Source organism: Polaromonas sp., assembly GCF_049790275.1.
In the GTDB taxonomy this organism is placed as follows: Bacteria; Pseudomonadota; Gammaproteobacteria; order Burkholderiales; family Burkholderiaceae_C; genus Polaromonas.
This window is the reverse complement of the sequence record NZ_JBAQYR010000053.1, coordinates 21,666-44,664: the sequence shown is the minus strand read 5'-3', so window position 1 is coordinate 44,664 and position 22,999 is coordinate 21,666. Positions and strand designations below refer to the sequence as shown.

Genomic DNA, 22,999 nt, shown 5'->3' with positions numbered 1-22,999 from the left:
AGCTATTGAATCAGTAGCAAAACCAGGATCGGTGAACTTGATATGAACGTTGTTGCATTTGCCGGTTATTCCGGCTCAGGGAAAACAACGCTGGTGGAGAGCCTGATTCCCGCGCTCAAGCAGCGCGGGCTTCGGGTCTCGGTGGTCAAACACGCGCACCACAAATTCGACATCGACCACCCCGGCAAGGACACCTGGCGGCACCGCCAGGCCGGCGCCCTCGAGGTGGTGGTGGCATCGGACAACAGGCTGGCGCTGATCCGTGAGTTCGAAAAACCCACGGTGCTGTCGGTGCACCACCTGATTGCCGAACTGTACGAAGGCGTGGACTGGGTGCTGGTGGAAGGCTTCAAGAGCAGCGACCTGCTCAAGGTGGAAGTCTGGCGCGCCGACTCCGGCCAGCCCGTGCGTTACCCGGATGACGATTTTGTAGTCGCCATTGCCACCGACTCGCCCGCCCAGCTGCCGCAAGCTACCCTCAGGCCAGTGCTGGATTTGAACGATGTCAACGCCGTTGCAGACTGGCTGGTCGACAATCAGGAACGATTTGTCTACCGTTCCGAGTCGTATGCATGAACACCTCTGCCGCTTCACCTGCTTCCGTAGCCCGTCCGCCGCTCAAGGCGCTTGACGACGCGCTGGCCGAACTGCTGGCCTGTGCCAAGCCGCTGGCGGGCCAGGAGACTGTTTCCACTTTTGATGCCGACGGCCGCGTGCTGGCCCAGGACGTGGTCTCGGCGCTGCAGGTGCCACCCGAAGACAACAGCGCCATGGACGGTTATGCCGTGCGCAGCACCGAGCTGGCCGACGAAGGTGTGGTGCTGAAGGTCTCGCAGCGCATTCCAGCCGGCAGCACCGGCAGCACGCTCGAGCCCGGTACCGTCGCCCGCATCTTCACCGGGGCGCCGATACCCGAAGGCGCCGATGCCGTGGTGATGCAGGAAGACTGCCAGCCGCTACCCGACCGCGAAGGTTTTGTCCGCATCCAGCAGCTTCCCCGCCCCGGCCAGTGGATACGCCGCGCCGGTGAAGATGTCAGGCGCGGCGCCACGGTGCTCTCAAAAGGTGAGCGGCTCACGCCCGCCGCACTTGGGCTGGCGGCCAGTATCGGCATGGATGTGCTGCAGGTGGCCGCGCGGCCGCGGGTGGCGCTGTTTTCCACCGGCGACGAGCTGGTCATGCCCGGCGAAGTGGCGCCCGTACAGATGCGGCCCGGCGCCATCTACAACTCCAACCGCTTCTTCCTGCGTGCCTTGCTGCTGCGCCTGGGCTGCGAGGTGAGCGACCTGGGCATCGTGCCCGACCAGCGCGAGGCCACGCTCGCCGCGCTGCGCAATGCCAGCCAGAACCACGACCTGATCCTGACCAGCGGCGGCGTGTCTGTCGGCGAAGAAGACCACATCAAGCCGGCCGTGCAGCAGCTTGGCTCGCTCGACCTCTGGCAGATCGCCATGAAGCCCGGCAAACCTTTTGCCTATGGCCGGGTCGGCAGCGCCCACTTCATGGGTCTACCGGGCAACCCGGTGTCCAGCTTCCTGACCTTTCTGCTGCTGGTGCAGCCTTTCCTGCTCAGGCTGCAGGGCGTGGTCGATGTTGCACCCAGGTCCATCGCTGTTCCAGCCCATTTCACCTTGGCAAAAGGTGACAGGCGCCGCGAGTTCCTGCGCGTGCGGCGCAACGCCGCGGGTGGCCTGGAGCTGTTTGCCAACCAGAGCTCCGGCGTGCTCACCTCGGCCGTGTGGGGTGACGGCGTGGTGGACAACCCGGCCGGGCAGACCATTGCACACGGCGACATTGTGCGTTTTATTGCATTTTCGGAATGGCTGGCATGAAAATCACCGTCAAATACTTTGCGTCCGTGCGCGAAGCCATCGGGCAGGGCAGTGAGCAGGTCGACACCGGCGCAACCAGCCTGTCCGACCTGCGTGATGAGCTGATCACGCGCGGCCCCGCCTATGCGCAGGCCCTGGCGCGCGGCAAGTCGGTGCGCATGGCGCTCAATCAGGTCATGAGTGACGAATCTGCGGCCTTGAGCGAAGGCTGCGAGGTCGCCTTTTTCCCGCCGGTGACGGGCGGTTAGGAGTCTGCACGGCAGAAGGCGTTGAAGCGAAAAGTGGCCCCGGCGAACACAGTTTTTGCCGGGTTTGCAGCGCCATAGCCGTAGCTATGGGGCAAAAAGCCGGTGAAAAATGGGCCGTCGCGGCCGCTTTGCAGCCGACGCACCTTTTGCCATGCAGACTCCTAAGCTCCGACTTCCTCGTCCAGGCGCTGCAGCCGTTCGGCCAGCGCAGCAGAAGCCCGGGTCATCGGGCTGCGAAGCCCGTCGCGAAGCAAACCCTGCTGAGCCATCAGCGCCTTGAGCGGGCCCGGGTTGGGTTCCGAAAACAGGCCATCGATCAGCGGCAGCAGTGGCGCCCACAAAGCACTGGCTTGCGCAACTTCGCCCGCTTTCAATAGCGCCAGGACCTGGACAAACCGCTGCGTATGCACATGCGCGGCAGCGGCAATGGCCCCATGGCCGCCCTGCGACACGGTGGAGAAAATATTCATGTCCTCGCCGGCCAGCACCTGCAGTCGCCCGTCGGCAATCAGGGCCCGCGTCTTGCCCGGGTCGCCGCCGCAGTCCTTGATGGCGCAAATGCGCGGATGGCCGGCCAGCGTGAGTAGGGTGGCCAGGTCCAGCGTGCTGCCGGTGCGGTAGGGAATGTCATAAAGAATCAACGGAACGGCGCTGGCGTCCGCCAGCGCGGTAAACCATTCAATCAGGCCGGCCTGGGACGGACGGATATAGCTGGGCGCCGGCAACAGGATGCCGCTGATGCCCAGCGCTCCCAGCGTCTTGATGCGTTCAGCCGTTTTACCCAGGTGGTAGCCCGACAGGCCCATCACCACCGGCAGGCCCGGTGCTCCGGCCATCACCGCTTGCAGCACGTCGATTTGTTCTTCATCGCTCAGCGCTGCGGCTTCGCCGGTGGAGCCGCACACCACCAGCCCGGCGATGCCGCTCGCCCGGTAATGCGCCACCAGGCCCTTCAGGGCAGCGTGGTCAATGTTGTCACCGTTGAACGGGGTAACGAGTGGAATCCAGAGGCCCGAAAAATCCGGGGCTGGTGAGTCTGTGGTTTGCATGAATACCTCCTGAAAAACGACCGGCTTGAAGGCCGCCATCAAAACAAGAGGTGGTACGCGCAGAAAGACCTGGGGAAGGGGACTGTTGCAGGTTCCATCGCTCATTCGACGACGGAACCGCAGCCCCGGTCAAATGAGCAACGGTTTTTTCGATTTGCCGGCGCACGCGTCCTGGCCCGGGGCGCCGGAGGGCGTCCAGGTGGTCAGGCGGTTTGTGCGTTCGGTCATGCGTTAAATCTTACCTGCATGTATCACCTTCAGGTAGGTGAGTGGCAAAATTGCAACCATGGAACCTCACCACGTATCTCCCCGCGTACTGATCACGACCGAAGACTTCAACCTTGCCGACGAGGTGGCAGCATTGCGCGTGGGCGACAAACGGGTCGGTGCCGTCTGCACTTTTACAGGCACTGTTCGCGACCGAAATGATGGCCTGAACGTCAGCAGCATGGAGCTTGAGCACTACCCCGGCATGACCGAAAAAGCCATCGAGGCCATGATCGACGAGGCGATGGCGCGTTTCGATATTTTCGGCGTCCGGGTGATCCACCGTGTCGGCCTGCTGCAGCCGCTGGACCAGGTGGTTTTGGTGGCGGTGACCTCGGCGCACCGTGGCGAGAGTTTCCAGGCCTGCGAGTTTTTGATGGACTACCTCAAGACGCAGGCGCCGTTCTGGAAGAAAGAGCAGACGGCGGAGGGTGCGCGCTGGGTCGATGCGCGGGTCAGCGACGACGCGGCGCTGGCCAAGTGGGGCATCCAGGCCAGCAACGCCTGATTCCATTTCTAATCATCCGTGCACTTTGTCGGCTTCGCTAGCCGTACGTTTGTACTGTCGTCGCTTCGCCTTCGCGTTCACGAATGATTTAGAAACGGAATGATGCCCTGGCGCGGCTCAGTCCGCGCTGCCGCTTTCCTGCTCAGGCGGCACAAAAGCCGCTCGCGCTTCGTTTTCCAGCCCCGTGGTCAGCACCTGCAGTAGTTCCACCAGCTGGGTGCGCTGCGTCTTGGTCAGCGGGGCCATCAGCCGGTCATAGGCCCGGTCGGCCGGTTCCTGCGCCTGCTTGAGCAGGGCCAGGCCTTCGGCAGACAGCGAAATCGCCAGGTTGCGCCGGCTGGCCGGCGCGGGTGCCCGTGCGATCAGGCCCCGTGTTTCCAGGCCGCGCAGCACGCGCAGCACCGTCACCTTGTCAAAACCCAGGGCACGTGCCAGGCTGGACTGGTCCAGCCCCGGGCTGGCACGCAGCACGCTGAGCACACCGAACTGCGCCGGCGTCAGCCCGACGCTGCGGCATTCGTTTTCGAAGACGGCGGCGGAGATCTGGTGGGCACGGCGCAGCAAAAAGCCGGGACGGGCATAAAGTTGGGTAAGGTTGAGAAAGGCGGGCACGGTAATAAAAAGTCTCTCGTCAAACTCTGACACTAAGGGAATTCATGGATTGTGCCTTGTAGAATTTCTTGAAAAATAGTTAGCATGCAAACCAAAAGAGCGTATTGATGCAGATCACTCATTGTCAACATCGCTGGCTGGCTCTCAAGCTGGGCCTTCTGCTGGCTGTGGCCGGCGCCGGAGGCAGTGTGCTGGCCCAGACGGTCCAGGCGCCGGCCCTGCCGCAGGCCCCGATCCGGCTGATCGTACCCTTCACCCCCGGCACCGGCATCGACCTGATCGCCCGCACCGTTGGCCCGAAATTGTCCGAGCGCCTGGGCCGCCCCGTGGTGGTGGACAACCGTGCCGGCGCCTCGGGCAACATTGGCACCGAAGCCGTGGTGCGCGCCGCGCCCAACGGCAGCACGCTGCTGGTGACGGTCAATACGCTGGTGATGAATGCGGGCCTGTATCCGCAGCTGCCTTTCGACCCGGTAAAAGACCTGACACCAGTGACCCTGACCAGCTGGGGCCAGCTGATCCTGGTCGCCTACCCCAAAACCGGCTTCAAAACCGCGACAGACCTGGTGGCGGCCGCACGCAGGTCGCCCGGCCGCCTCAACTACGGCTCGCCCGGCGTCGGCACGCCGCACCACCTGTCCATGGAGCTGTTCAAGGCGACGGCCGGGGTGTTTGTCACGCACATTCCCTACCGCGGCACCGGCCCGGCCCTGACCGACCTGCTCGGCGGCCAGATCGACACCATGTTTTTGCCCATCCATGTGGCCTTGCCGCATGTGAAGGCGGGCCGGTTGCTGGCACTGGGCATCGGCAGCGAGAAACGCCACCCGCTGCTGCCGGAGCTGCCGACGCTGGCCGAGGCCAAAGCCGGCAAGGTGAACGTGGACATGTGGTACGGCATCTTTGCGCCGCCCGGCACGTCGCCCGAGCTGGTGGCTTTGTACAACCGCGAAATCAGGGAGATCCTGCAGACCGAGGAAGTCAAAAAAGCTTTCCAGACCCAGGGCATGGACCCGAGCGGCAGCAGCGCTGCCGAATTCCAGCGCCTGGTCGAATCCGACGCCAGGCGATGGGCCCAGCTGATCAAAACCCAGGGCATCACCGCCAACTGATCTGCTACGTAATTGATAGCTGGTGGCGCACACCCGCAAAGGGCTTGCGGCCAGTTTGAGCACATACAACGGGGCAACCCACGAGAACACCATGAAGATAACAATCGTCGGCGGCGGCATAGGCGGCCTGAGCCTGGCGCTTGCGCTGAACCAGCGCGGCCTGGCCTGCGAGGTTTTTGAAACCGTTCCTGAAGTGCGTGAGCTGGGCGTCGGCATCACGCTGCTGCCGCACGCCATGCGCGAGCTGGCCGCGCTGGGCCTGCAGGCCCAGCTGGAAGCGGTCGGCATCGAGAACGAGGAAAGCGTGTTTTTCAACCGCTTCGGCCAGTTCATCTACCGCGAGCCGCGCGGCCGCCATGCCGGCTACGCGCTGCCCGAACTGGGCATTCCGCGCGGCAAGCTGCACCGCCTGCTGTACGAGGCGGCCCTGGCCCGCCTGGGCGCAGGGGCCATCCACACCGACCACCGCTGCACCGGCGTGGAGCAGGACGAGCGCGGCGCCACCGTGCACTTCACGCGCACCTCCAGCGGCGCGGCCCTGCCTTCGGTGCAGGCCGACGTGGTGATTGCCTGCGACGGCGTCAATTCAACGGTGCGCCGCCAGTTCTACCCCGACGAAAAAGTTGCCTTTGCCGGCATCAACACCTGGCGCGGCGTCACGCGGCACAAGCCCATCCTCACCGGCAAAAGTTATATGCGCGTGGGCTCCATCGACACCGGCAAGATGGTGATCTATCCCATCGTCGACAAGCTGGACGACGCGGGCAACCAGCTGGTCAACTGGGTTGCCGAGATCCAGCGTGACAACGCAGCCATGAACGACTGGAACCGCGAAGGCGACCGCAAGGATTTTCTCGGCATCTTCAAGGACTGGCGTTTCCCCTGGCTCGACGTGCCGGCACTGATCGCCAATGCCGAGCAGATCCTCGAATACCCCATGGTCGACAAGGACCCGGTGGCGCAGTGGACCTTTGGCCGCGTGACCTTGCTGGGCGACGCTGCGCACCCGATGTACCCGCGCGGCTCCAACGGCTCGGCGCAGGCCCTGATCGACGGCCGCGTGCTGGCCGAGCAACTGGCCAGCCATGGCGGCGACGGGCGCGCCGCCTTGCTGGCGTATGAAAAACTGCGCCTGGCTCCGACGGCCAACATCGTGCTCACCAACCGCTCGGTGCCGCCCGACTTCATCAACATCAAGGTCGATGAACTCAGCGGCGGCAAGCCGTTTGCGAACATTGACGAGCTGATCAGCCAGCAGGAGCTGCGCGAGATTTCGGAGAACTACAAGAAGGTGGCCGGCTTCTCTCTGGAAGCGGCGGGACGCCAGGGAAGCGCTGAACAAGTCCTTGCGGAGGTGCGGCAGTCGGATCGGGATGGGATGCAAGACGGATTTCGCAGCCAATAGCCAGCTATTGGCAAGAAATTCAACGCAGCAGACCGCCCGAGGCCGGCTGATCGCGCGCCGCAGGGGGCTTGTTCGGCGCTTCCTTAGTTCAGGTATTTGGGCTTGGCCAGGTCTGCGGCCAGCTCGGCAGGCTCTGTGTCTGCGGCTTCAGCCGGTGGCAGCGCCACGTTTTCGGGCGGCGTCAGCATCGCTGCCGGCACGTCCAGCCACTGCGACATCTTGATGCTCTGGTGCAAGAGGTGCAACAGGCCGTTGCTGAGCGGCGCGTCCATCATCACCTGGAAATGGCGCACGGCTTCCTGGCCCGGCAGCTTTTCAAACAGCTGCATGCGCAGCTGGCCGTTGCCCATGGGCGTGACCTTCACTTCGGTCAGCAGCAGCGGCTCGGGGCCCAGCGGCAGGTCGGCCGGCAGGCCGGGCTGGTCGCGGTAAGGTGTCTTGAAATCGCCGCTGCGCAGCGACGCTTCTTTTTCGAAAGCCGTCAGCAACTGCCCGCGCTGCTCGTCCAGGCTGGTGGGCGCCTCCGCGGGGGTGGCGATTTTCTTGATCTGCTCGGCCGCGGTCCGGTTGAGCACAGGCATCAGCGCCAGTGCCAGGCGCCGCGTCAGCCAGGCGCGCAGCTCGCCACCGTCCTTGCCGTTGATGCGGAGCATCATGCGGTCCTGCTCCTGAACGTAGCTGATCGAAACCTGGTGGATATTCATGGATTGATTTTAGACCTCTGCCTTTTCAAGGGCAGGCAGGCGGCCGTTTCCCGGGGGCTTGATTTCCGTCAACCCCGGCTCCGGGGAAGCTGTGCATAAACAGACAGGTAAACCCGGTTATGGGCAAGGGCTATTGAAAAGGCAAGTCTTCAGCCCCAGATCTTCAGCAATCCATTTTTTCAAGGGACGCCATGCGCCAGGACAAACTCACCACCAAATTTCAGGAAGCGCTCAGCGACGCGCAGTCGCTGGCGCTGGGCAACGACAATGCCTACATCGAGCCGGTTCACCTGCTGGCAGCCATGCTGGCCCAGGAAGACGGCCCGAAAGCGCTGCTGCAGCGCGCCGGCGTCAACGTCGCCGCCCTGCAGTCGGCCACCGATGCCGCCATCAAGAAGCTGCCCTCCGTGTCGGGCCAGGAGCAGATCCAGGTCGGCCCCGAGCTCGGCCGGCTGCTTCAGGCCACTGAAAAGGAATCCATCAAGCGCGGCGACCAGTTCATTGCTGGCGAGCTGTTTTTGCTGGCGGTGGCCGACAGCAAGGCCGAGGTCGGCAAGCTGGCCAAGGAAGCCGGCTTGACGCGCAAGGCGCTGGAAGCCGCCATCGATGCCGTGCGCGGCGGGCAGGGCGTGGACAGCCCCGAAGCCGAAGGCCAGCGCGAAGCGCTGAAGAAATACACCATGGACCTGACCGAGCGCGCCCGCCTGGGCAAGCTCGACCCGGTGATTGGCCGCGACGACGAGATCCGCCGCGCCATCCAGGTGCTGCAGCGCCGCACCAAGAACAACCCGGTGCTGATCGGCGAGCCCGGCGTCGGCAAGACCGCCATCGTCGAAGGCCTGGCCCAGCGTATCGTCGCCGGCGAGGTGCCGGATTCGCTGAAAGGCAAACGTGTGCTGAGCCTGGACATGGCCGCGCTGCTGGCCGGTGCCAAGTTCCGCGGCGAATTTGAAGAGCGCCTGAAAACCGTGCTGAAAGAGCTCGCCAAGGACGAAGGCCAGACCATCGTCTTCATCGACGAGCTGCACACCATGGTGGGTGCCGGCAAGGCCGAAGGCGCGATGGACGCCGGCAACATGCTGAAACCCGCGCTGGCACGCGGCGAGCTGCATTGCGTGGGCGCCACCACACTCGACGAATACCGCAAGTTCATCGAAAAAGACGCTGCGCTCGAGCGCCGCTTCCAGAAAATCCTGGTGGGCGAGCCGACCGTGGAAGCCACCATTGCCATCCTGCGCGGCCTGCAGGAAAAATACGAGGTGCACCATGGCGTGCAGATCACCGACCCGGCCATCGTCGCCGCGGCCGAGCTCAGCCACCGCTACATCACCGACCGCTTCCTGCCCGACAAGGCGATTGACCTGATCGACGAGGCTGCGGCCAAGATCAAGATCGAGATGGACTCCAAGCCCGAGGTCATGGACCGGCTGGACCGCCGCCTGATCCAGCTGCAGATCGAGCGCGAAGCTGTGCGCCGCGAAAAAGACGAGTCTTCGCAAAAACGCTTTGGCCTGATCGAAGAGGAAATTGCCAAGCTGCAAAAGGAAATCTCCGACCTCGACGAAATCTGGCAGGCTGAAAAAGCCCAGGCGCTCGGCTCCAAGGACGTCATGGAAGAGATCGACCGCATCCGCTTCCAGATCGAAGAGTTCACACGCAAGGGTGACTTCAACAAGGTCGCCGAGCTGCAATACGGCCAGCTGCCGGCGCTTGAGAAGCGCCTGAAGGAAGCGCAGGACAGCGAAGCCAGCAAGGGCAAGTCGAACGCGCCCACGCTGCTGCGCACCCAGGTCGGCGCGGAAGAAATCGCTGAGGTTGTGGCGCGCGCCACCGGCATTCCGGTCAGCAAACTGATGCAGGGCGAGCGCGACAAGCTGTTGCTCATGGAAGGCAAGCTGCACGAACGGGTGGTGGGCCAGGACGAAGCCATTGGCGCGGTGGCCAACGCCATCCGCCGCTCACGCTCCGGCCTGAGCGATCCGAACCGCCCGACAGGCTCCTTCCTGTTCCTCGGCCCCACCGGTGTCGGCAAGACCGAGCTTTGCAAGGCCCTGGCCGGCTTCCTGTTCGACAGCGAAGACCACCTGATTCGCGTTGACATGAGCGAGTTCATGGAAAAGCACTCGGTCGCCCGCCTGATCGGTGCGCCTCCGGGTTATGTGGGTTACGAGGAGGGCGGCTACCTGACCGAAGCCGTGCGCCGCAAGCCCTACAGCGTGCTGTTGCTCGACGAGGTGGAAAAAGCCCACCCCGATGTGTTCAACGTGCTGCTGCAGGTGCTCGACGACGGCCGACTGACCGACGGCCAGGGCCGCACCGTGGACTTCAAGAACACCGTGATCGTGATGACCAGCAACATCGGCTCGCCCATCATCCAGTCCATGGTGGGCCAGCCTTACGAGGACATCAAGGAAGCGGTGGAGGGCGAGCTGAAGAACTACTTCCGCCCCGAGTTCTTGAACCGCATCGACGAGACCGTGGTCTTCCATTCGCTCGACGCGAAAAACATCGAGTCCATCGCGCGCATCCAGCTCAAGGTGCTGATGGAGCGCCTGCAGAAGATGGACCTCACGATGGAAGTCTCGGAAGCGGCGATTGCCGAACTCGCCAAGGTCGGCTTCGACCCGGTGTTCGGCGCGCGGCCGCTCAAGCGTGCGATCCAGCAGCGGATTGAAAACCCGCTGTCCAAGCTGCTGCTCGAAGGGCGCTTCCTGCCCAAGAGCACGATCCCGGTCGATGTGGATCCGGTGCGCGAACCCGGCGTGTTCAAGTTCGACCGCACCACGCACTGAGCCCTCGCTGCGTCCCGGAGGCGGCGCAGCTTGCTATTGAATCAGTAGCTGCTTGCGCCCGTTGTATAAGGGATAGAGGCCTGTTTGATGCATGAAAACCCGCTCTTGCGAACGCAAAAGCGGGTTTTCTTTTGGTGGCGATGCTCACAGAATGAGCGCCCGGTTCGATTCTACAGATCGGCGTTAAGCTCTTGGCTTTTCCCACGGGAAGGTGAGTGCGATGTTGTCGATACGGAAAGCGGTCTCAGCAGATGAAGACGGTCTCTGGCAAATCCTTGAGCCCATCATCCGCGCGGGCGAAACCTACGACTTTCCGCGGGAGACAAGCCGGCAGGATGCCCTTCTGGCCTGGCTGGCGCCAGACAACCAGTGCTTCGTCGCCTGCGAGGGCGACAGGCTTCTGGGCACGTATGTGCTGCACCCCAACCGCAAGGGCGGTGGGGCGCATGTGGCGAACTGCGGCTACATGACTGCGAGCGATGCCAACGGCAAAGGAGTGGCACGCACCATGTGTGCGCACTCGCTCGAGGTTGCCCGAGCAGGAGGATTCCGCGCCATGCAGTTCAACTTCGTGATCGCAAGCAACCACCGGGCCGTCAAGCTCTGGACGGGAATGGGTTTCGAAACCGTAGGCCGGGTGCCGGAAGCATTTCTTCACCCAGTACACGGGTACACCGACGCGCTGGTGATGTATCAGCGCCTGTAAAGCCACGACGTGCGAGAACCCTTCCCCGAAGTGGCGCGGGAGCTGGGGGTCATCGTCGCCAGCCTGTCGATTCACTATTTTTCCTGAGCCGAGACGCAACCCCTGGTGGCGCGCATCCGTTCAACCTTGCGACCCGGCGGCATCTTGCTTTGTCGCCTCAACTCGGACCAGGGTGTTACTCGTCTGCCTGGAAATTAGCGGCCGGCCTTGCGCTCAATCGCGAGCCGCTCCTCGGCGCGTGATCGCAATTGCTCAAGCTGCCTGCGAAGCCCTTCTGGATCGACCAGCGGATGAGGATCGCCGACCTTGCGCGTTTTCAGGAGTTCCTTGGCCTCGGTCAGCCCGTTGCTGAATGGGTGTGTCGTCAGATGAACCTCGATCGGATCGGTTGACGATGCCATCAATTGTTCAATGCGGCGAACGCTCGCAATATAGGATTCGACCTGTCTCGATCCTTCGACCGCATTCAGACCCAACCCTCCCACGGTGATGGCGCGATGCTTCTTGGACCCATCCTTTACGCCGAAGGAGAACGAAGCCGTGCCATACGTGTGACCGGGAGTTTCGTAGATACGGATGACTTGATCGCCGAGCGAAATCACGTCGCCGTCCTTGACCACGCGATCCGCGGCAATCATGCGCCATGCACGCGGAGTGCTTTCGGACTCCTTGGAAGACCTGATGCCCTCGTCCCAACCAGTCTGCGTCATGACGAATTGCGCGTTCGTGAGGGATTTCAACTTGTAGGCGCCGCCGACATGGTCAAAGTGACCGTGTGTCATGAGCACGTACTTGATGTCCTTTGGTTCCACTCCAACACGCTTGATGTTCTCGATCAATTGATCCACGAAAGGCTCATGCAGCGTGTCGATGAGGATGGCCCCATCGCTCGTCTTGATGATCCACGAGGACACCCAACAGACACCCACGTAGTAGACGTTGTCGAAAGCCTTGTACGGCTCCATGATCTGGGCCTTCGGATCGACAAGCCATCGACCCAGGTCCGGCAGCATCCTTCCGGTCCTTCCGAACTCCTCGAATCTTGCCAGGATCTCCTTCGACGGACAACCGTCCAGCAATTGTGCGTTCGCGAAGGTGCCGCACAGAACGCCGAACGCAAAGAGCGCGGCAGTTGCGATGCTCTTCCGGGAATGGGTGAGATCGAATTTCATTGGCTGGTCCTTGATTGTTGGCTCGTCATCCGGTTCGCAAATCGCGTTCGCGCGCGAAGCGCTCAAAATACACGCCCCGCGTTCAGGATGTGCGCAGGGTCGAGCAAGTTTTTCAGGCTGCGCATCAGTTCAATTTCCGCGTAAATTGGATAGTGCAAATCTAGCGAAGAAGCTTTCGATTGTTTGAAACAACCATTGGTATGAAAAACCCTTGGAGATTGCGAGGCGCGGGAATCCTGGCAGCGGCTGATATCCGCCGGTGTGCGGCCCATCTGTCCGGTCCATGAGCCTGCCGCGTTGCCTACCGGCCATGCCTTTGTAAGGCTGGCTCATGCAGTTGCGCGCGACACTCAGCTTTGGTCGTCTGCGGAGTCCGTGCTTTCTGCACGCCAGCCGGCGCGCGCGCGCATTCCCCGCCAACGATCGGCATGAACATCGGCGGCCCCCTCGCGCTTGACGACATCCGCGTTGGTCTTGAGCAACCTCAGCAGCGCGTCCAACTGAGCCAATTGAGCGTCGTCAAGGCCTTTCACGAGGCGCGCGTTGATGGACGAAATCTCCTCGAACGCACGCCTTTGCAGCTTTCGTCCGAAGGATGTCAACTCGACGGTTGCCCTGCGCTGATCGGACGGCATCGACGATTTCTTGACCAGACCCTTGCCGGAAAGCGTAGCGATGGCCCGGGAGACGCGGGGCCGATCCAGATGGCAGCTCTCTGCCAGGGCAGAAGGTGACTGCGGGCCAAGCGCGTCCAGCAGGCCGAGGAGGTGCCACTCCCGCCTTGAGACGCCGTACCGGCCTTCGCACAAACGTATGACTGCCGCACCACTGGTGGCTACGAGCGCGGCCAGCCTGTAGTTCAGCAACTCCGTGAGGTCCCTTGGATTGCACAGGGAGCACGGATTGGCGGGCGATTCGTCAGAGGGTTTATTCCTGCTTGGCGCGCGCGCGACCCGGCCTTCCGACTTTCCCTCAGTGCTTGTCGGAACATCACTCTGATGCTTAGTTAGGCCTGCCTTCGCAATTCTCGCCATAGTCCTTCCGTGGTTGCGCGCGTCGCAGTATTGCATCGTGCTCACAAGCTGCGCACAGAGGTGCATGCAGCGCTAGTCTAGACCAGGCGGCAGGTGACGCGGTTCCGCAAGGAAGGGATTTCACCCCGGCGAAGTTGTTTGGGACCAACATCGGCGGCCGTCGAGCTCGGCGGGCACCGAGGCGTCGTTCCGCGTTTCCCAAGGCCAGTGAGGGGCTGTGTAGTGCCCCGCTCAGGGAAAACGGGGGAGCCCTCCCGGCCCCTTCGCTTCACGTACTCAACCGCGCGCCGGGACAATAGATCGGTCAGATTGCCTTCCGCGCGCGTTTCTTCATCTCCGAGAAAGAGGTCGTGCACACCGCTATTGCTGCAATGGGTGAAGTAGTCGACACCGCTCGACATCGGGCCGAAGAACTCCTCGTAGCCGGATTTCAGCGGCCCGTCATCAGCGCGAAGCGCGTCGGTGAGCACACGCGGAGCGGCAGCGCGGTCAGTTCCTGGGGAACAAGCGATGCCCAGCTAATAGGTAGGGTCGAAGAGGTTCGCGAGGTCGATGATGCGAATGCTGCCGCGCTCGAGCTTGACCCGGCCTTTCAGCTCCAGGCGTTTCAACTCTTGGGACAGCTTGGGCCTACTCACCCCGCTGCATGCGGATAGCTCTTCGTGGGTGGTCGTGATATACAAGGCCCCGTCAGGTGCCGACGCCTGTAAAGTCACGTCATGTTTCGCGGTGTCAGTCCGCACTTTTCATCGGATATATCGAAGGCGTCTGAAAAAATGTTCACCGATCCCTGGCTCAACCGATGGCTTCCCCTTGTGCTTGAGCGGGCAGGCTCGGGCCCCGTGCTTGAGATCGGATGTGGCCACGGAGACGATACGGCTGTCCTCGCCGGCGCCGGGTTGAAGGTCCTCGCCTTCGACCTTTCCAGCGTTTCAGCCGGCATCACGAAGCTTCGTGTGCCCGCGGCGGTGGTGGAGTGCCGGGACGTGCGGGAACCTTTTCCCGAAGTGGCACATGAACTGGGGGTCATCGTCGCCAGCCTGTCGATTCACTATTTCCCCTGGTCCGAAACGCAAGCCCTGGTAGCGCGCATCCGCTCAGCCTTGCGCCCCGGCGGCGTCTTTCTTTGTCGCCTCAACTCCGACCAGGATCACCACTTCGGCGCCAGCGGGCATCCTGAAATCGAGCCTAACTTCTTCATGGTCAAGGGTGAACCCAAACGCTTCTTCGATGAAGCCGCGATCAATTCACTTTTTGCAGAAGGCTGGAACAGGCTTTCGCTGGAGCACTTTGTCACCAAAAAGTACGTCAGGTCCAAAGCCCTTTGGGAAGTGGTTCTTGAGCGCGCGGATGTTCGCTTGTGGCCGGCAGCGTCAGCCTAGCAGCCCCACGGGGCCAAAGCGGTCATCAAGCGTTCTTACGTTGTGCTCGACTATCCCGAATGGCGCGAATGTCTTTGCGTATCGATCTGTGGGTCGCTGCAACAGCTATGACATAGGGCACCCTGGAGTTCGGCCAGCGCTTGATTCTCAGAAACACGCTCATCATCGCCTCCCATGAATGACGCCGGCTCGATTGTGGCTTGACGGTCGCCGTCGATCAAGTGGCCTCAGATGCTTTCTGAGGACAACAGGCGTTCGAGCATCCGGAGGGAATTCCGGAGACTGATCTCCCATGTTTATGGGAACGCGACCAACTTTCAGTCTTCGCGGTAACCCAGTACCTGTACACCGCCGTGCAAGGATGCTACAAAACTCCTCCACATATCAAAGCTGTAAGGGGGATGTATGAAAAAGAAAATGACATGTTCGTCTGGATGGGCCATTGCATTTGCAGTCGTCTTTTTTCTGACGGGGTGCAAATTTGATCTGCCGGCACCACCACGCCAGCAGCCTGGCGCCCCTCCGGTTGCACCGGTACGATCCACGCTGGCCATTCCCGTTACGGTCAATGTTGAAGCGCTGAAAGCTCAGCTCGAAGAAACGCTCAAGGCCAAGCCGCTTTTCGAAGGACGCTCTCCGGAGTTAAGCGTCAAGCTTCTGGCGGAAGAGAAGTCGATTTTTCAAGAACCCAGGAAGATCATTGACGTGCCATTCAAGGCCGCTGTCTGCCAGGTCGAGAAGATTCCCGAAACTGTCACGACAACCATCAAGACAGGGACAAGAGTCTTTAAATGCCTCCTCAGGCCCTGGAAATGGGGAGATTGCGCCGAGGATGTTTTCGAAACTGTCACCAAGACCATCTGGAAAGAGGTCACCAAGTGCGTTCCGGCACAGGTGGAAGTTGCCCGCACGGTCTACACCGCCGTCGAACGTGTGACGCCCAAAATTTTTGAAACCTCGGCGTGGCTGAACTACAGTGCCAGGCTCGATTCCATGGCCTTGTCAGTGAACGGCAATGTGATTGCCACGAGCGTCAAATTGTCCATACCAATATCTGCCGACGTGAAGGCAGGTACCCTGGTGGGCAGTGTCACCGTGAAAGGCGCGTTGGCCTGTACGTCGAATGTCGAGGCAGAGGCCAATGCGACCATCCAGCTTGTGCAGGAAGCTGGAGGCGTGGCAGCCAAAGCCGAGGTGACCGACTTCAACCTGGACGTGAAGAAGTTGTGTGTACCAGGGGCTGTTGAGCTGTTGCAGGCGTGGAGTTTCTCCGACGTGGAGGCTGCTGTGGTTTCGCGTGTGGTTGCCGCAGCTCTGGAGAAGCAGATCCAGAAGGCCGTGAACGACGCCGTCGTCAAGGCGGGTTCCGATCTTCCCATCAACAAGGAAGTGGGCACCGCCGTGGCAAAGCTGCAGGGTGCCTACGGCTTGGGCAAGGATGTCTGGCTCAAGGTGGAGCCCAAGCAGGTGTATCTATCACAGCTGAGCGGTGCAACAACGGGTGGCCTGCAGACGCTTTCGATGACTGCCGGCCTCGACACCGACTTGACGGTCATCTACGGGTTGAAGCCGGAGGTGGCACCGCTCGCGGCAGTTCCGGTGTCGCTGGGGGCCAGCACCAACCGTTTTCGCCTGGCACCGCGCGGCACGATCGCCGTGTCAAAGATGAGCGAAGTGCTTTTCGCCGAATTGAACAAGCTTGCTGGCCAGCAACTGAAGGAGGCCGGGTTTGCTTTGCAAAAGGTGGATGTCTACCAGAGCGGAAACCTCCTGGTATTCGGGCTCGACATCAAGGGAAAAAAATTCCTGCGCCCGTCCGGCACCTTGTACCTTAGCGGCAAGCCGGTCTATGACGCGTCCAGGCGAGTCATCCGGTTTGATGACTTCAATTTCACACTGGAGAGCCAGAACTGGCTGGTCGAACACGCTGCAGCCGTGGTTCAGTCGAAGGTGGCAGAGCTTGCCGGAAAGCAGATGGTGTTCAAGGTGGGGGATGAGCTCGACAAGCTGCTGACCAGGTTTACCAACTTCAACATTCCCCTCAGTGGCGGAGAGATCAGCGGCGTGGTTACTTCCGTCCAGCTGGGTTCCGTCTGGATGCAGGGCGATGCCCTGAACTTCGACTTGCTCCTGGAAGGTACGTCCCGGCTGGACATGGTCCTGAAATAGATTTAACTGATTCGGCCAGTTCGGCTGAATGCCAACTGCCTTGGCTAGGGCCGAGTTCAACGCATCGCGAGGATGCGTAACACTTGCAGCACGGAATGAGCTGGAGGATACTCGCGGGCAGTAAAAACGCACCAGGAGTCAGGCATGACCTCCGCGCCGACACGCAATTTCACCGTCCAGCACATCGACCACATCGTGCTTCGCGTCGCGAGCCTTGAACGCGCCATCGCTTTTTACTGCAATGTCCTTGGCTGCAAAGTCGCCAGAAGGCGCGATGACCTTGGCCTCATCCATCTGTCAGCCGGCAGCTCCATGATTGACCTGGTCGCGCTCGACGGCAAGCTCGGGCTGCGAGGCGGTGCTGGCCCGGCGAAGGAGGGCCGCAATGTTGACCATCTGTGTCTTCGGGTCGAGCCTTTTGATGAAGCGGCGCTGACGGCACACCTGGACGTGCACAACATACCCCTCCACGGCGCGGCTGCCGTGAACTTCGGCGCCGAGGGGGAAGGCTTGTCGCTCTACATCTCTGACCCGGACGGCAATACGGTTGAGTTGAAAGGTCCCGCAACCACGAGCTTGAAAGAAAAGGAGGCAAAGTGATGAATCCCATGATTGGCAAGGCAAGACGGTTCTGGCTGTTGTTCGTGCTTCTTCTGGCCGGCTGCGTGGCGCAGCCAGTCATCGACTCTAAGGGTTTTGCGCCGCCGAAGAGCGCCGTTGTCGTTGACGTTCCGCCGATGAACGTGGCGGCTGTGGTAGGTGTCATTGTTCCCTGGGCGCCGGGGTTTCCGTGGTTCCATTTTTCGGAGAAGGCGGACTACTACTACGCCGCCGGTTCGCCCCAGGGGCCGACGCTTCCGGACCACCAGCAGGCGGTGTCCGCGCAGGCCCAGGCATACGTTGCCAACATGCAGAATCCGCCCAGCCCTGTGGTGGGTGGCGTGGCCGCCGGAGCGGGTGCGCTTGTCGGTGTGTTCATCCAGCGCAGTGCGGAAGAAACGTTCAAGAAGTCCCAAAATTTTGGTGCCGAGGTGCTCAAGCGCCATCCGGGTTTCGACCTGCGCGCTGATTTCATGGCGGCCCTGAGTTCGGAGCTGAAGGCGCGCGGTGTGGCTGTCACCGTCTCAAGCGAAGGAGCGGGCAGTGCACCGCGCCTGCGCTGGCCGGCTGTCGACGAAAGCAAGAACAAATACCCCTCCGGGTCCGCCGACAGCTTTCCGGCAGTGGATACCGATGTCCTTCTGCAGGTGAGCCCGCTCGCCTTCTACAACGCACCCGGTCCCTTGAATGCCTACAAGCGCAATGTCAGCGTCGGGGTGGCGATGTACAACGGACGCACCAAGCAGTTCCTGGGCCGGCAGACGGTGTGGTTCTCCGCGCCTGATGTGCGCTTCGAATATTCGCGCTACGACGACCTGGTGGCAGACCTGCCGGCCGCCGCACCCGCCTTGCGGCAGGCCCTGGTGTCACTGGCCCCCAAGGTGGCCGACATTGTGAGTGGCAAGCCGGTGCGGTAGAAGGGCAGCAGGGCGTATGCGTTTGGCCCATCAATGACTTCAAAATTTATAAGGCGCTGACCATGACATTTCGAGAGGTTCTTGGCCTGGTGCTGATAACAGCGGCGCTGGTACTGATACCCGTGGCCTGGACGTTGAGCCGCATGTTGTGGCTCGCGGCATTTGCCATGTTCGTGGTTGGGATTGCGCTCTTCCTTACCGACCGTGTCAGTCGCCGCATGTCGAAAGCAGAAACAGGTGGTTCAAGTGGCAGCGGCTCTTCTGGCCACGCCATGCCGACGGACATACACAATTACACGGGCTGGCGTTCTGGTGGACGCTCCGAAACGATGGACAACTCGTCGCATGCGGGCGACGGCGGCGATTAATAAGACTGGCACAGGCTCCCCAATGAGCCAGCCGCAAATTAATGGCATTTCAACGTTAAGCTCCCGTTCCATGCGTTATCAAATCACCCTGGCCGTCGAAGTTCTTGCTACTTGCCTGCTGGGCATCATGGCGGGCTTCTTTTTTGCCTTTGCCGTTGATGTTGCGCCCGCCATGGCCAACCTCGACGCTTCCGGCTACATCACCACACAGCAGTGGATCAACCGCGTGGTTCGTAACGCCACTTTTGGCGGAATCTACTTTGGCTCGGTGTTGCTGCCGTTTGCGGCGGCTGCAGTGGTTTTCTGGTGTGGCCGGCGCAAAGCCGGCGTCGTCTGGCTGCTCATTGCGTTCACTTATTTCGTCGCGGTATTCTGGGTAACGCGCACGGTGAACGTGCCCATCAACAATGAGCTGGCCTCCTGGCAACCCGCGTTACCGCCGGGCAACTGGCAGGCAGCGCGAGACACATGGAACCAGAGCAACTTCGCTCGCACGGTGGCTTCCCTGGCATGTTTTGTTGCTTCGGTGGTGCTGGTAACGGTGTCGCGACAGCCTCCGCCCAAGGCCTGATCTTTCTAAGCGATTGAGCGTCAGCGCCGCCGCGAGCCTTGATTTCATCCTGGAGACGGCATGGGCAAGTTCGCCGAGGCTGCCATGCACCGTTCACGAAACTCGGAAGGCGTCATGCCATGGCGCTCCCGGAAGAACCGGTTGAAAGGCCCGATGGATCCGAACCCGGCCTCCAGTGCCAGGGTCAGGATGGGCCGGCGATTCAGCGCCGGGTCCGCCATGCGTGCGGTCACCTCTTGCAGACGGTAGTCGTTGACGAAGGTTGCGAAGTGGCGGTGACCCAGACGTGCAAGGATCAGCCGTCGCAGCACGTATTCCGGCACCTCCAGGGCCAATGCAAGACTCTTTACCGAAAGTTCCGGGTCGCGGTAGAGGTGCTGGTCGCGCATCAAGATGGCAAGGCGGTCGATCAGCACCGCGTCTGCGTCCACCGCCGCTGGCAGTGGCTGGGCTTCGGGTGTCTTGCCGGAGACCGCCGCCGGTTTGAAAAGCGCTTCCTGGGCCTGGGGCCTCATGTCCAGCAGGAGCACCGCGTTTACCAGCAAGGTCAGGTCGATCAGTGAGATGTTCAACAGATCCAGCCACGGGGGAGGGGCCGCGCGCTGGAGGTAGATTTCGACCATGATCACGGCGAGGCTGTAGAAACCGAGCGCGCCAACCACAACCCAGCGCAGACGACGGCGTGCGTCGATCAGATCGCCCTCGCGGCTGCACCAGGCCCTGACGCCGGCCGAACCCAGAAAACCAATCGCCACCACCTTGTTCAGGCCGCTGAACACCGGCCGCCAGTGTTGCGGGACGGGCAGGTAGTCCAACCCGGCCAGCAGGCCGCAGGTGACCATCACCGCGGCACCCGTCCAGGCCAGCCAGGGAATATGCCGGTCGTCCTCCAGCACCACGGAGGCCAGCCGCCAAAACACGAAGGGAAATGCCAGCGCCGCCAGCACCAGGGGCAGTGCGCCGGGTTCGGTGCCGCACAGCCGGGCGGGAGAAGAGCAGGCCAGATAGGCGGCCACGCAAGTCAGCATCAGCAGCAAATCGGCGCGCAGGCGCCAGCCTCCACGCGCCGCGATCACAAGGAACAGCAGGGCCACCATGGCGATACCTGCGCCGCGCAGCAAAGGTTCAATCAGGTTCATGAGAGCCCCGAGGATGTCACAAGGGAGAGTGGCTGATCTCGCCAAAACCTGCAATTGCTGGCCTTTTCGATGAAACGGCCAGCATTCACCGGAATCGGGCAGACACCCTGCCGCATTTTTCCTAAATTCAGCCTCCTTTTAGCACCAAGGAGACCTCCATGACCAACTTCCAGACGTACTGGGCCTCCGCAGCCGTGGCCTGGCCAACCATCTGGCTGGCAGACCTTATGCGTTACCTGATTGTTGCGGGCGCCTTCACCGCCATACTGGCCTGGGCGCCCACAGCCTGGCGGGTTCGCCGCACGGTTCGTATCCGCCAGATCGCCAGCGGGCAGCGATTGCGCGAGTTCGGCCATTCCATGCTGACCGTTGTCATTTTTTCCCTGGTCGGTGCCAGCGTGTTCCTGGGGTACCGGGCGGGATGCCTGAAGATTTATGCCTCTGCAGGCGAATACGGCTGGCTCTGGCTGGTTTCCAGTTTCTTCGTCATGGTGGTGGCGCAGGATGCCTGGTTTTACTGGACGCACCGGCTCATGCATCACCGCAGGGTGTTCCGGTGGGCGCACCGCACGCACCACCAGTCGCTCGCACCCACCCCCTGGACGGCCTACTCGTTCGCGCCCGCTGAAGCCCTGGTGCAGGCGATTTTTCTTCCACTGTTTCTGCTGGTCTTGCCGGTGCATCCGACGGTGGCGTTCCTCTGGGTGACACACATGGTCGTGCGCAATGTGGCCGGCCACGCCGGTGTCGAGTTGATCCCGAGGGCCTGGTTGGAGGGGTGGTGGGGGCGCTGGCTGACCACCACGCTGCATCACGAAATGCACCACGCCTACGCGAATTCCAACTATGGCCTGTATTTTGTCTGGTGGGACCGCTGGTGTGGCACCGAGCACCCCGGCTACCAGGACGGGCTTTGGGCACTGACCGGCAGGCTGCACCAAGCTCGTGCCGGCGTTGTGGCGGCACAGCCGGTGCCAGAAGCGCGAAGCAAGACTTCAGCGGTACGGGTGGCCCCGGTTGCATTGGCTTCAAGCGTGCCGGGTGAACGGGCACCCTCCCTGTCATGAACACACTCGAGCTCAGAATTCCCCCACCGGTGGTGGCGTTGACCCTTGCACTTTTGATGTGGCTGACGTCCTTGCTTTTCGAGCCATGGTCAATGCCGTTCGGGTTTCGGCTGGGCGCAGCGCTGACGCTTGTCGCCATCGGTCAGGGCATCAGCATCTCCGGCATCGTTCTGTTTCGGCGAGCGAGGACAACCGTCAATCCGTTCAAGCCTGGCTCGACGTCGTCGCTGGTCACGGCAGGTATCTATCGTCTCACACGCAACCCCATGTATATCGGCCTGCTGCTGACGCTTTTGGGGTGGGCAGCTTTCCTGTCGAGCCCGCCGGCCTTTTTCTTCCTGGCTGTTTTCGTGCTGTACATGAACCGCTTCCAGATCGAACCCGAGGAACGCGTGCTTTCATCGCTCTTCGGCGCCGACTATGCCGCCTACCAAGCGCGGGTGCGCCGGTGGCTCTGAGATTGTCATCTCCTGATCATTGAAGGAATTTCTCCCTATTGATGATTCCTTAATTCATGACACCTCTCCCGTTCGTCCTGAGCTTGTCGAAGGGCTTCGACAGGCTCAGCCCGAACGGGTGATTCATGAAAGTTTCATTTGTTGACAAACAATCTAACAAACGTTAGATTAATGGCATGAGACAAATCAAAGACCATTTGTACGAGCAGGTTGCCCGCATCGGCAAGGCCGTGGCCAGCCCCAAGCGCCTGGAGCTGATCGAGCTGCTCTGCCAGGGCGAGAAAACCGTCGAGGTGCTCGCAGCGCAGTCTGAAATCAGCGTCAAGCTTGCGAGTGCCCACCTGAAGCAGCTGCGTCTGGCGCGACTTGCCGAGACGCGCAAGGAGGGCAAATACGTCCTGTACCGCCTGGCCAGCAACAGCGTGGCCGACCTCTGGGTGAACCTGCGGTCGGAGGCGGAGGAGAGGCTCGTCGAGCTGCAGATGGCGCTGGCCTCCATCGTCGATCACGGCGATGAACTGGAGGGCATCGACCGCGCTGCCATCCTGAAGAAAGCCAAGGCCGGTGAGGTCCTGGTTCTGGACGTGCGGCCGGAAGAGGAATTCGCCACCGCCCATTTGCCGCATGCCCGCTCATTGCCCATGGACGAACTCCGCAAGCGGCTGAAGGAGCTTCCGAAAGACGTGCCCGTCGTCGCCTACTGCCGCGGTCCCTTCTGCCTGATGGCCAGGGACGCGGTCGAGCTGCTGCGCAAGAAGGGTTACAGCGCCTTTCACCTGACCGACGGCGTGGCGGAATGGCGCGCCAGCGGCCTGCCCATTGAACAGTCAAGCTGAGGCTCCCCATGAAGACGCTGCTCATTCTGAACGACGCACCCTACGGCAGCG

General features: G+C 61.8%; 25 protein-coding genes and 1 pseudogene. 17 read left to right on the top strand and 9 right to left on the bottom strand.

Features of this window, described 5'->3' with window-relative positions:
* Positions 1-42: 42 nt before the first annotated feature.
* Genes mobB through moaD form a run of 3 tightly spaced genes read left to right on the top strand, consistent with a single transcriptional unit; the run spans position 43 to position 2,080 of the window.
* Positions 43-576, top strand: a complete 534-nt coding sequence (gene mobB, locus WA904_RS07670; protein ID WP_425196536.1) for a molybdopterin-guanine dinucleotide biosynthesis protein B — start codon at positions 43-45, stop codon at positions 574-576.
* Positions 573-1,832 carry a gephyrin-like molybdotransferase Glp gene (gene glp, locus WA904_RS07665; protein ID WP_425196535.1) on the top strand — a complete coding sequence of 420 codons (1,260 nt, stop codon included), beginning with the start codon at positions 573-575 and terminating at the stop codon, positions 1,830-1,832. The genes mobB and glp overlap by 4 nt, the downstream gene beginning before the upstream one ends.
* Positions 1,829-2,080 (top strand): molybdopterin converting factor subunit 1, encoded by a 252-nt coding sequence (moaD, locus tag WA904_RS07660; protein ID WP_425196534.1) that lies wholly within the window; start codon positions 1,829-1,831, stop codon positions 2,078-2,080. Before glp ends, moaD begins: the two co-directional genes overlap by 4 nt.
* Positions 2,081-2,241: 161 nt before the next feature.
* Here moaD and dapA read toward each other — a convergent pair whose 3' ends face one another.
* Positions 2,242-3,129 (bottom strand): 4-hydroxy-tetrahydrodipicolinate synthase, encoded by an 888-nt coding sequence (dapA, locus tag WA904_RS07655; RefSeq protein ID WP_425196533.1) that lies wholly within the window; start codon positions 3,127-3,129, stop codon positions 2,242-2,244.
* Between the two features lie 286 nt (positions 3,130-3,415).
* Between dapA and moaE the strand changes: the two genes are divergently transcribed.
* Positions 3,416-3,904, top strand: a complete 489-nt coding sequence (moaE, locus tag WA904_RS07650; protein WP_425196532.1) for a molybdopterin synthase catalytic subunit MoaE — start codon at positions 3,416-3,418, stop codon at positions 3,902-3,904.
* Between the two features lie 117 nt (positions 3,905-4,021).
* Here the strand turns inward: moaE and WA904_RS07645 are convergent, their stop codons facing one another.
* Positions 4,022-4,516: a MarR family winged helix-turn-helix transcriptional regulator gene (locus tag WA904_RS07645; protein ID WP_425196531.1), complete on the bottom strand. Its 495-nt coding sequence runs from the start codon at positions 4,514-4,516 to the stop codon at positions 4,022-4,024.
* 107 nt (positions 4,517-4,623) lie between these two features.
* Here WA904_RS07645 and WA904_RS07640 point away from each other — a divergent pair, with 107 nt between their 5' ends.
* Both WA904_RS07640 and WA904_RS07635 read left to right on the top strand, forming a co-directional pair.
* On the top strand, positions 4,624-5,628 hold the full coding sequence (locus WA904_RS07640) for a tripartite tricarboxylate transporter substrate binding protein (protein WP_425196530.1): 1,005 nt from the start codon (positions 4,624-4,626) through the stop codon (positions 5,626-5,628).
* A 91-nt stretch (positions 5,629-5,719) separates the two neighbouring features.
* Positions 5,720-7,033 (top strand): flavin-dependent oxidoreductase, encoded by a 1,314-nt coding sequence (locus WA904_RS07635; protein ID WP_425196529.1) that lies wholly within the window; start codon positions 5,720-5,722, stop codon positions 7,031-7,033.
* 83 nt (positions 7,034-7,116) lie between these two features.
* On the opposite strand, the gene WA904_RS07630 is transcribed toward WA904_RS07635, so the two are convergent.
* Positions 7,117-7,737: a hypothetical protein gene (locus WA904_RS07630; protein ID WP_425196528.1), complete on the bottom strand. Its 621-nt coding sequence runs from the start codon at positions 7,735-7,737 to the stop codon at positions 7,117-7,119.
* 191 nt (positions 7,738-7,928) lie between these two features.
* On the opposite strand from WA904_RS07630, the gene clpB reads away from it, so the two are divergent.
* Together clpB and WA904_RS07620 are read left to right on the top strand one after the other, a co-directional pair.
* Entirely contained in the window at positions 7,929-10,529 is a 2,601-nt protein-coding gene (gene clpB / locus WA904_RS07625; RefSeq protein ID WP_425196527.1) for an ATP-dependent chaperone ClpB, read from the top strand.
* A gap of 220 nt (positions 10,530-10,749) precedes the next feature.
* On the top strand, positions 10,750-11,235 hold the full coding sequence (locus WA904_RS07620; RefSeq protein ID WP_425196526.1) for an N-acetyltransferase family protein: 486 nt from the start codon (positions 10,750-10,752) through the stop codon (positions 11,233-11,235).
* A gap of 194 nt (positions 11,236-11,429) precedes the next feature.
* Here WA904_RS07620 and WA904_RS07615 read toward each other — a convergent pair whose 3' ends face one another.
* From WA904_RS07615 to WA904_RS07595, 5 genes and pseudogenes are all read right to left on the bottom strand, one after another.
* On the bottom strand, positions 11,430-12,407 hold the full coding sequence (locus WA904_RS07615) for an MBL fold metallo-hydrolase (protein WP_425196525.1): 978 nt from the start codon (positions 12,405-12,407) through the stop codon (positions 11,430-11,432).
* Between the two features lie 62 nt (positions 12,408-12,469).
* Entirely contained in the window at positions 12,470-12,679 is a 210-nt protein-coding gene (locus WA904_RS07610; RefSeq protein WP_425196524.1) for an FAD-linked oxidase C-terminal domain-containing protein, read from the bottom strand.
* Between the two features lie 78 nt (positions 12,680-12,757).
* Positions 12,758-13,273, bottom strand: coding sequence for a MarR family winged helix-turn-helix transcriptional regulator (locus tag WA904_RS07605; RefSeq protein WP_425196523.1), 516 nt, complete (start codon positions 13,271-13,273; stop codon positions 12,758-12,760).
* Positions 13,274-13,603: 330 nt separating this feature from the next.
* Positions 13,604-13,881, bottom strand: a pseudogene (locus WA904_RS07600) (twin-arginine translocation pathway signal protein); the annotation flags it as partial.
* 78 nt (positions 13,882-13,959) lie between these two features.
* A complete protein-coding gene (locus tag WA904_RS07595; RefSeq protein WP_425196522.1) occupies positions 13,960-14,157 on the bottom strand; it encodes a helix-turn-helix domain-containing protein in 198 nt (65 codons plus the stop codon).
* A gap of 60 nt (positions 14,158-14,217) precedes the next feature.
* Between WA904_RS07595 and WA904_RS07590 the strand changes: the two genes are divergently transcribed.
* The 6 genes from WA904_RS07590 to WA904_RS07565 all read left to right on the top strand — a co-directional run bounded on the left by WA904_RS07590 (position 14,218) and on the right by WA904_RS07565 (position 19,448).
* Complete coding sequence (locus WA904_RS07590) at positions 14,218-14,823, top strand: class I SAM-dependent methyltransferase (RefSeq protein ID WP_425196521.1); 606 nt, start codon at positions 14,218-14,220, stop codon at positions 14,821-14,823.
* Positions 14,824-15,240: 417 nt separating this feature from the next.
* Complete coding sequence (locus WA904_RS07585) at positions 15,241-16,992, top strand: DUF4403 family protein (protein WP_425196520.1); 1,752 nt, start codon at positions 15,241-15,243, stop codon at positions 16,990-16,992.
* 144 nt (positions 16,993-17,136) lie between these two features.
* The gene (locus tag WA904_RS07580; RefSeq protein ID WP_425196519.1) at positions 17,137-17,592 is read left to right on the top strand and encodes a VOC family protein; all 456 of its coding nucleotides are present in this window, start codon (positions 17,137-17,139) and stop codon (positions 17,590-17,592) included.
* The gene (locus tag WA904_RS07575; RefSeq protein WP_425196518.1) at positions 17,592-18,509 is read left to right on the top strand and encodes a hypothetical protein; all 918 of its coding nucleotides are present in this window, start codon (positions 17,592-17,594) and stop codon (positions 18,507-18,509) included. The genes WA904_RS07580 and WA904_RS07575 overlap by 1 nt, the downstream gene beginning before the upstream one ends.
* A gap of 62 nt (positions 18,510-18,571) precedes the next feature.
* A complete protein-coding gene (locus tag WA904_RS07570; RefSeq protein ID WP_425196517.1) occupies positions 18,572-18,877 on the top strand; it encodes a hypothetical protein in 306 nt (101 codons plus the stop codon).
* A 70-nt stretch (positions 18,878-18,947) separates the two neighbouring features.
* Positions 18,948-19,448 carry a DUF1772 domain-containing protein gene (locus WA904_RS07565; RefSeq protein WP_425196516.1) on the top strand — a complete coding sequence of 167 codons (501 nt, stop codon included), beginning with the start codon at positions 18,948-18,950 and terminating at the stop codon, positions 19,446-19,448.
* Positions 19,449-19,492: 44 nt separating this feature from the next.
* On the opposite strand, the gene WA904_RS07560 is transcribed toward WA904_RS07565, so the two are convergent.
* The gene (locus WA904_RS07560; protein WP_425196515.1) at positions 19,493-20,587 is read right to left on the bottom strand and encodes a helix-turn-helix transcriptional regulator; all 1,095 of its coding nucleotides are present in this window, start codon (positions 20,585-20,587) and stop codon (positions 19,493-19,495) included.
* Between the two features lie 158 nt (positions 20,588-20,745).
* Between WA904_RS07560 and WA904_RS07555 the strand changes: the two genes are divergently transcribed.
* The 3 genes from WA904_RS07555 (at position 20,746) to WA904_RS07545 (ending at position 22,948) form a co-directional block, all read left to right on the top strand.
* Positions 20,746-21,654: a sterol desaturase family protein gene (locus tag WA904_RS07555; protein WP_425196514.1), complete on the top strand. Its 909-nt coding sequence runs from the start codon at positions 20,746-20,748 to the stop codon at positions 21,652-21,654.
* Positions 21,651-22,112, top strand: coding sequence for a methyltransferase family protein (locus WA904_RS07550; protein WP_425196513.1), 462 nt, complete (start codon positions 21,651-21,653; stop codon positions 22,110-22,112). Before WA904_RS07555 ends, WA904_RS07550 begins: the two co-directional genes overlap by 4 nt.
* Before the next feature lie 176 nt (positions 22,113-22,288).
* Positions 22,289-22,948 carry an ArsR/SmtB family transcription factor gene (locus WA904_RS07545; RefSeq protein WP_425196512.1) on the top strand — a complete coding sequence of 220 codons (660 nt, stop codon included), beginning with the start codon at positions 22,289-22,291 and terminating at the stop codon, positions 22,946-22,948.
* The last annotated feature ends 51 nt before the right edge of the window (positions 22,949-22,999 follow it).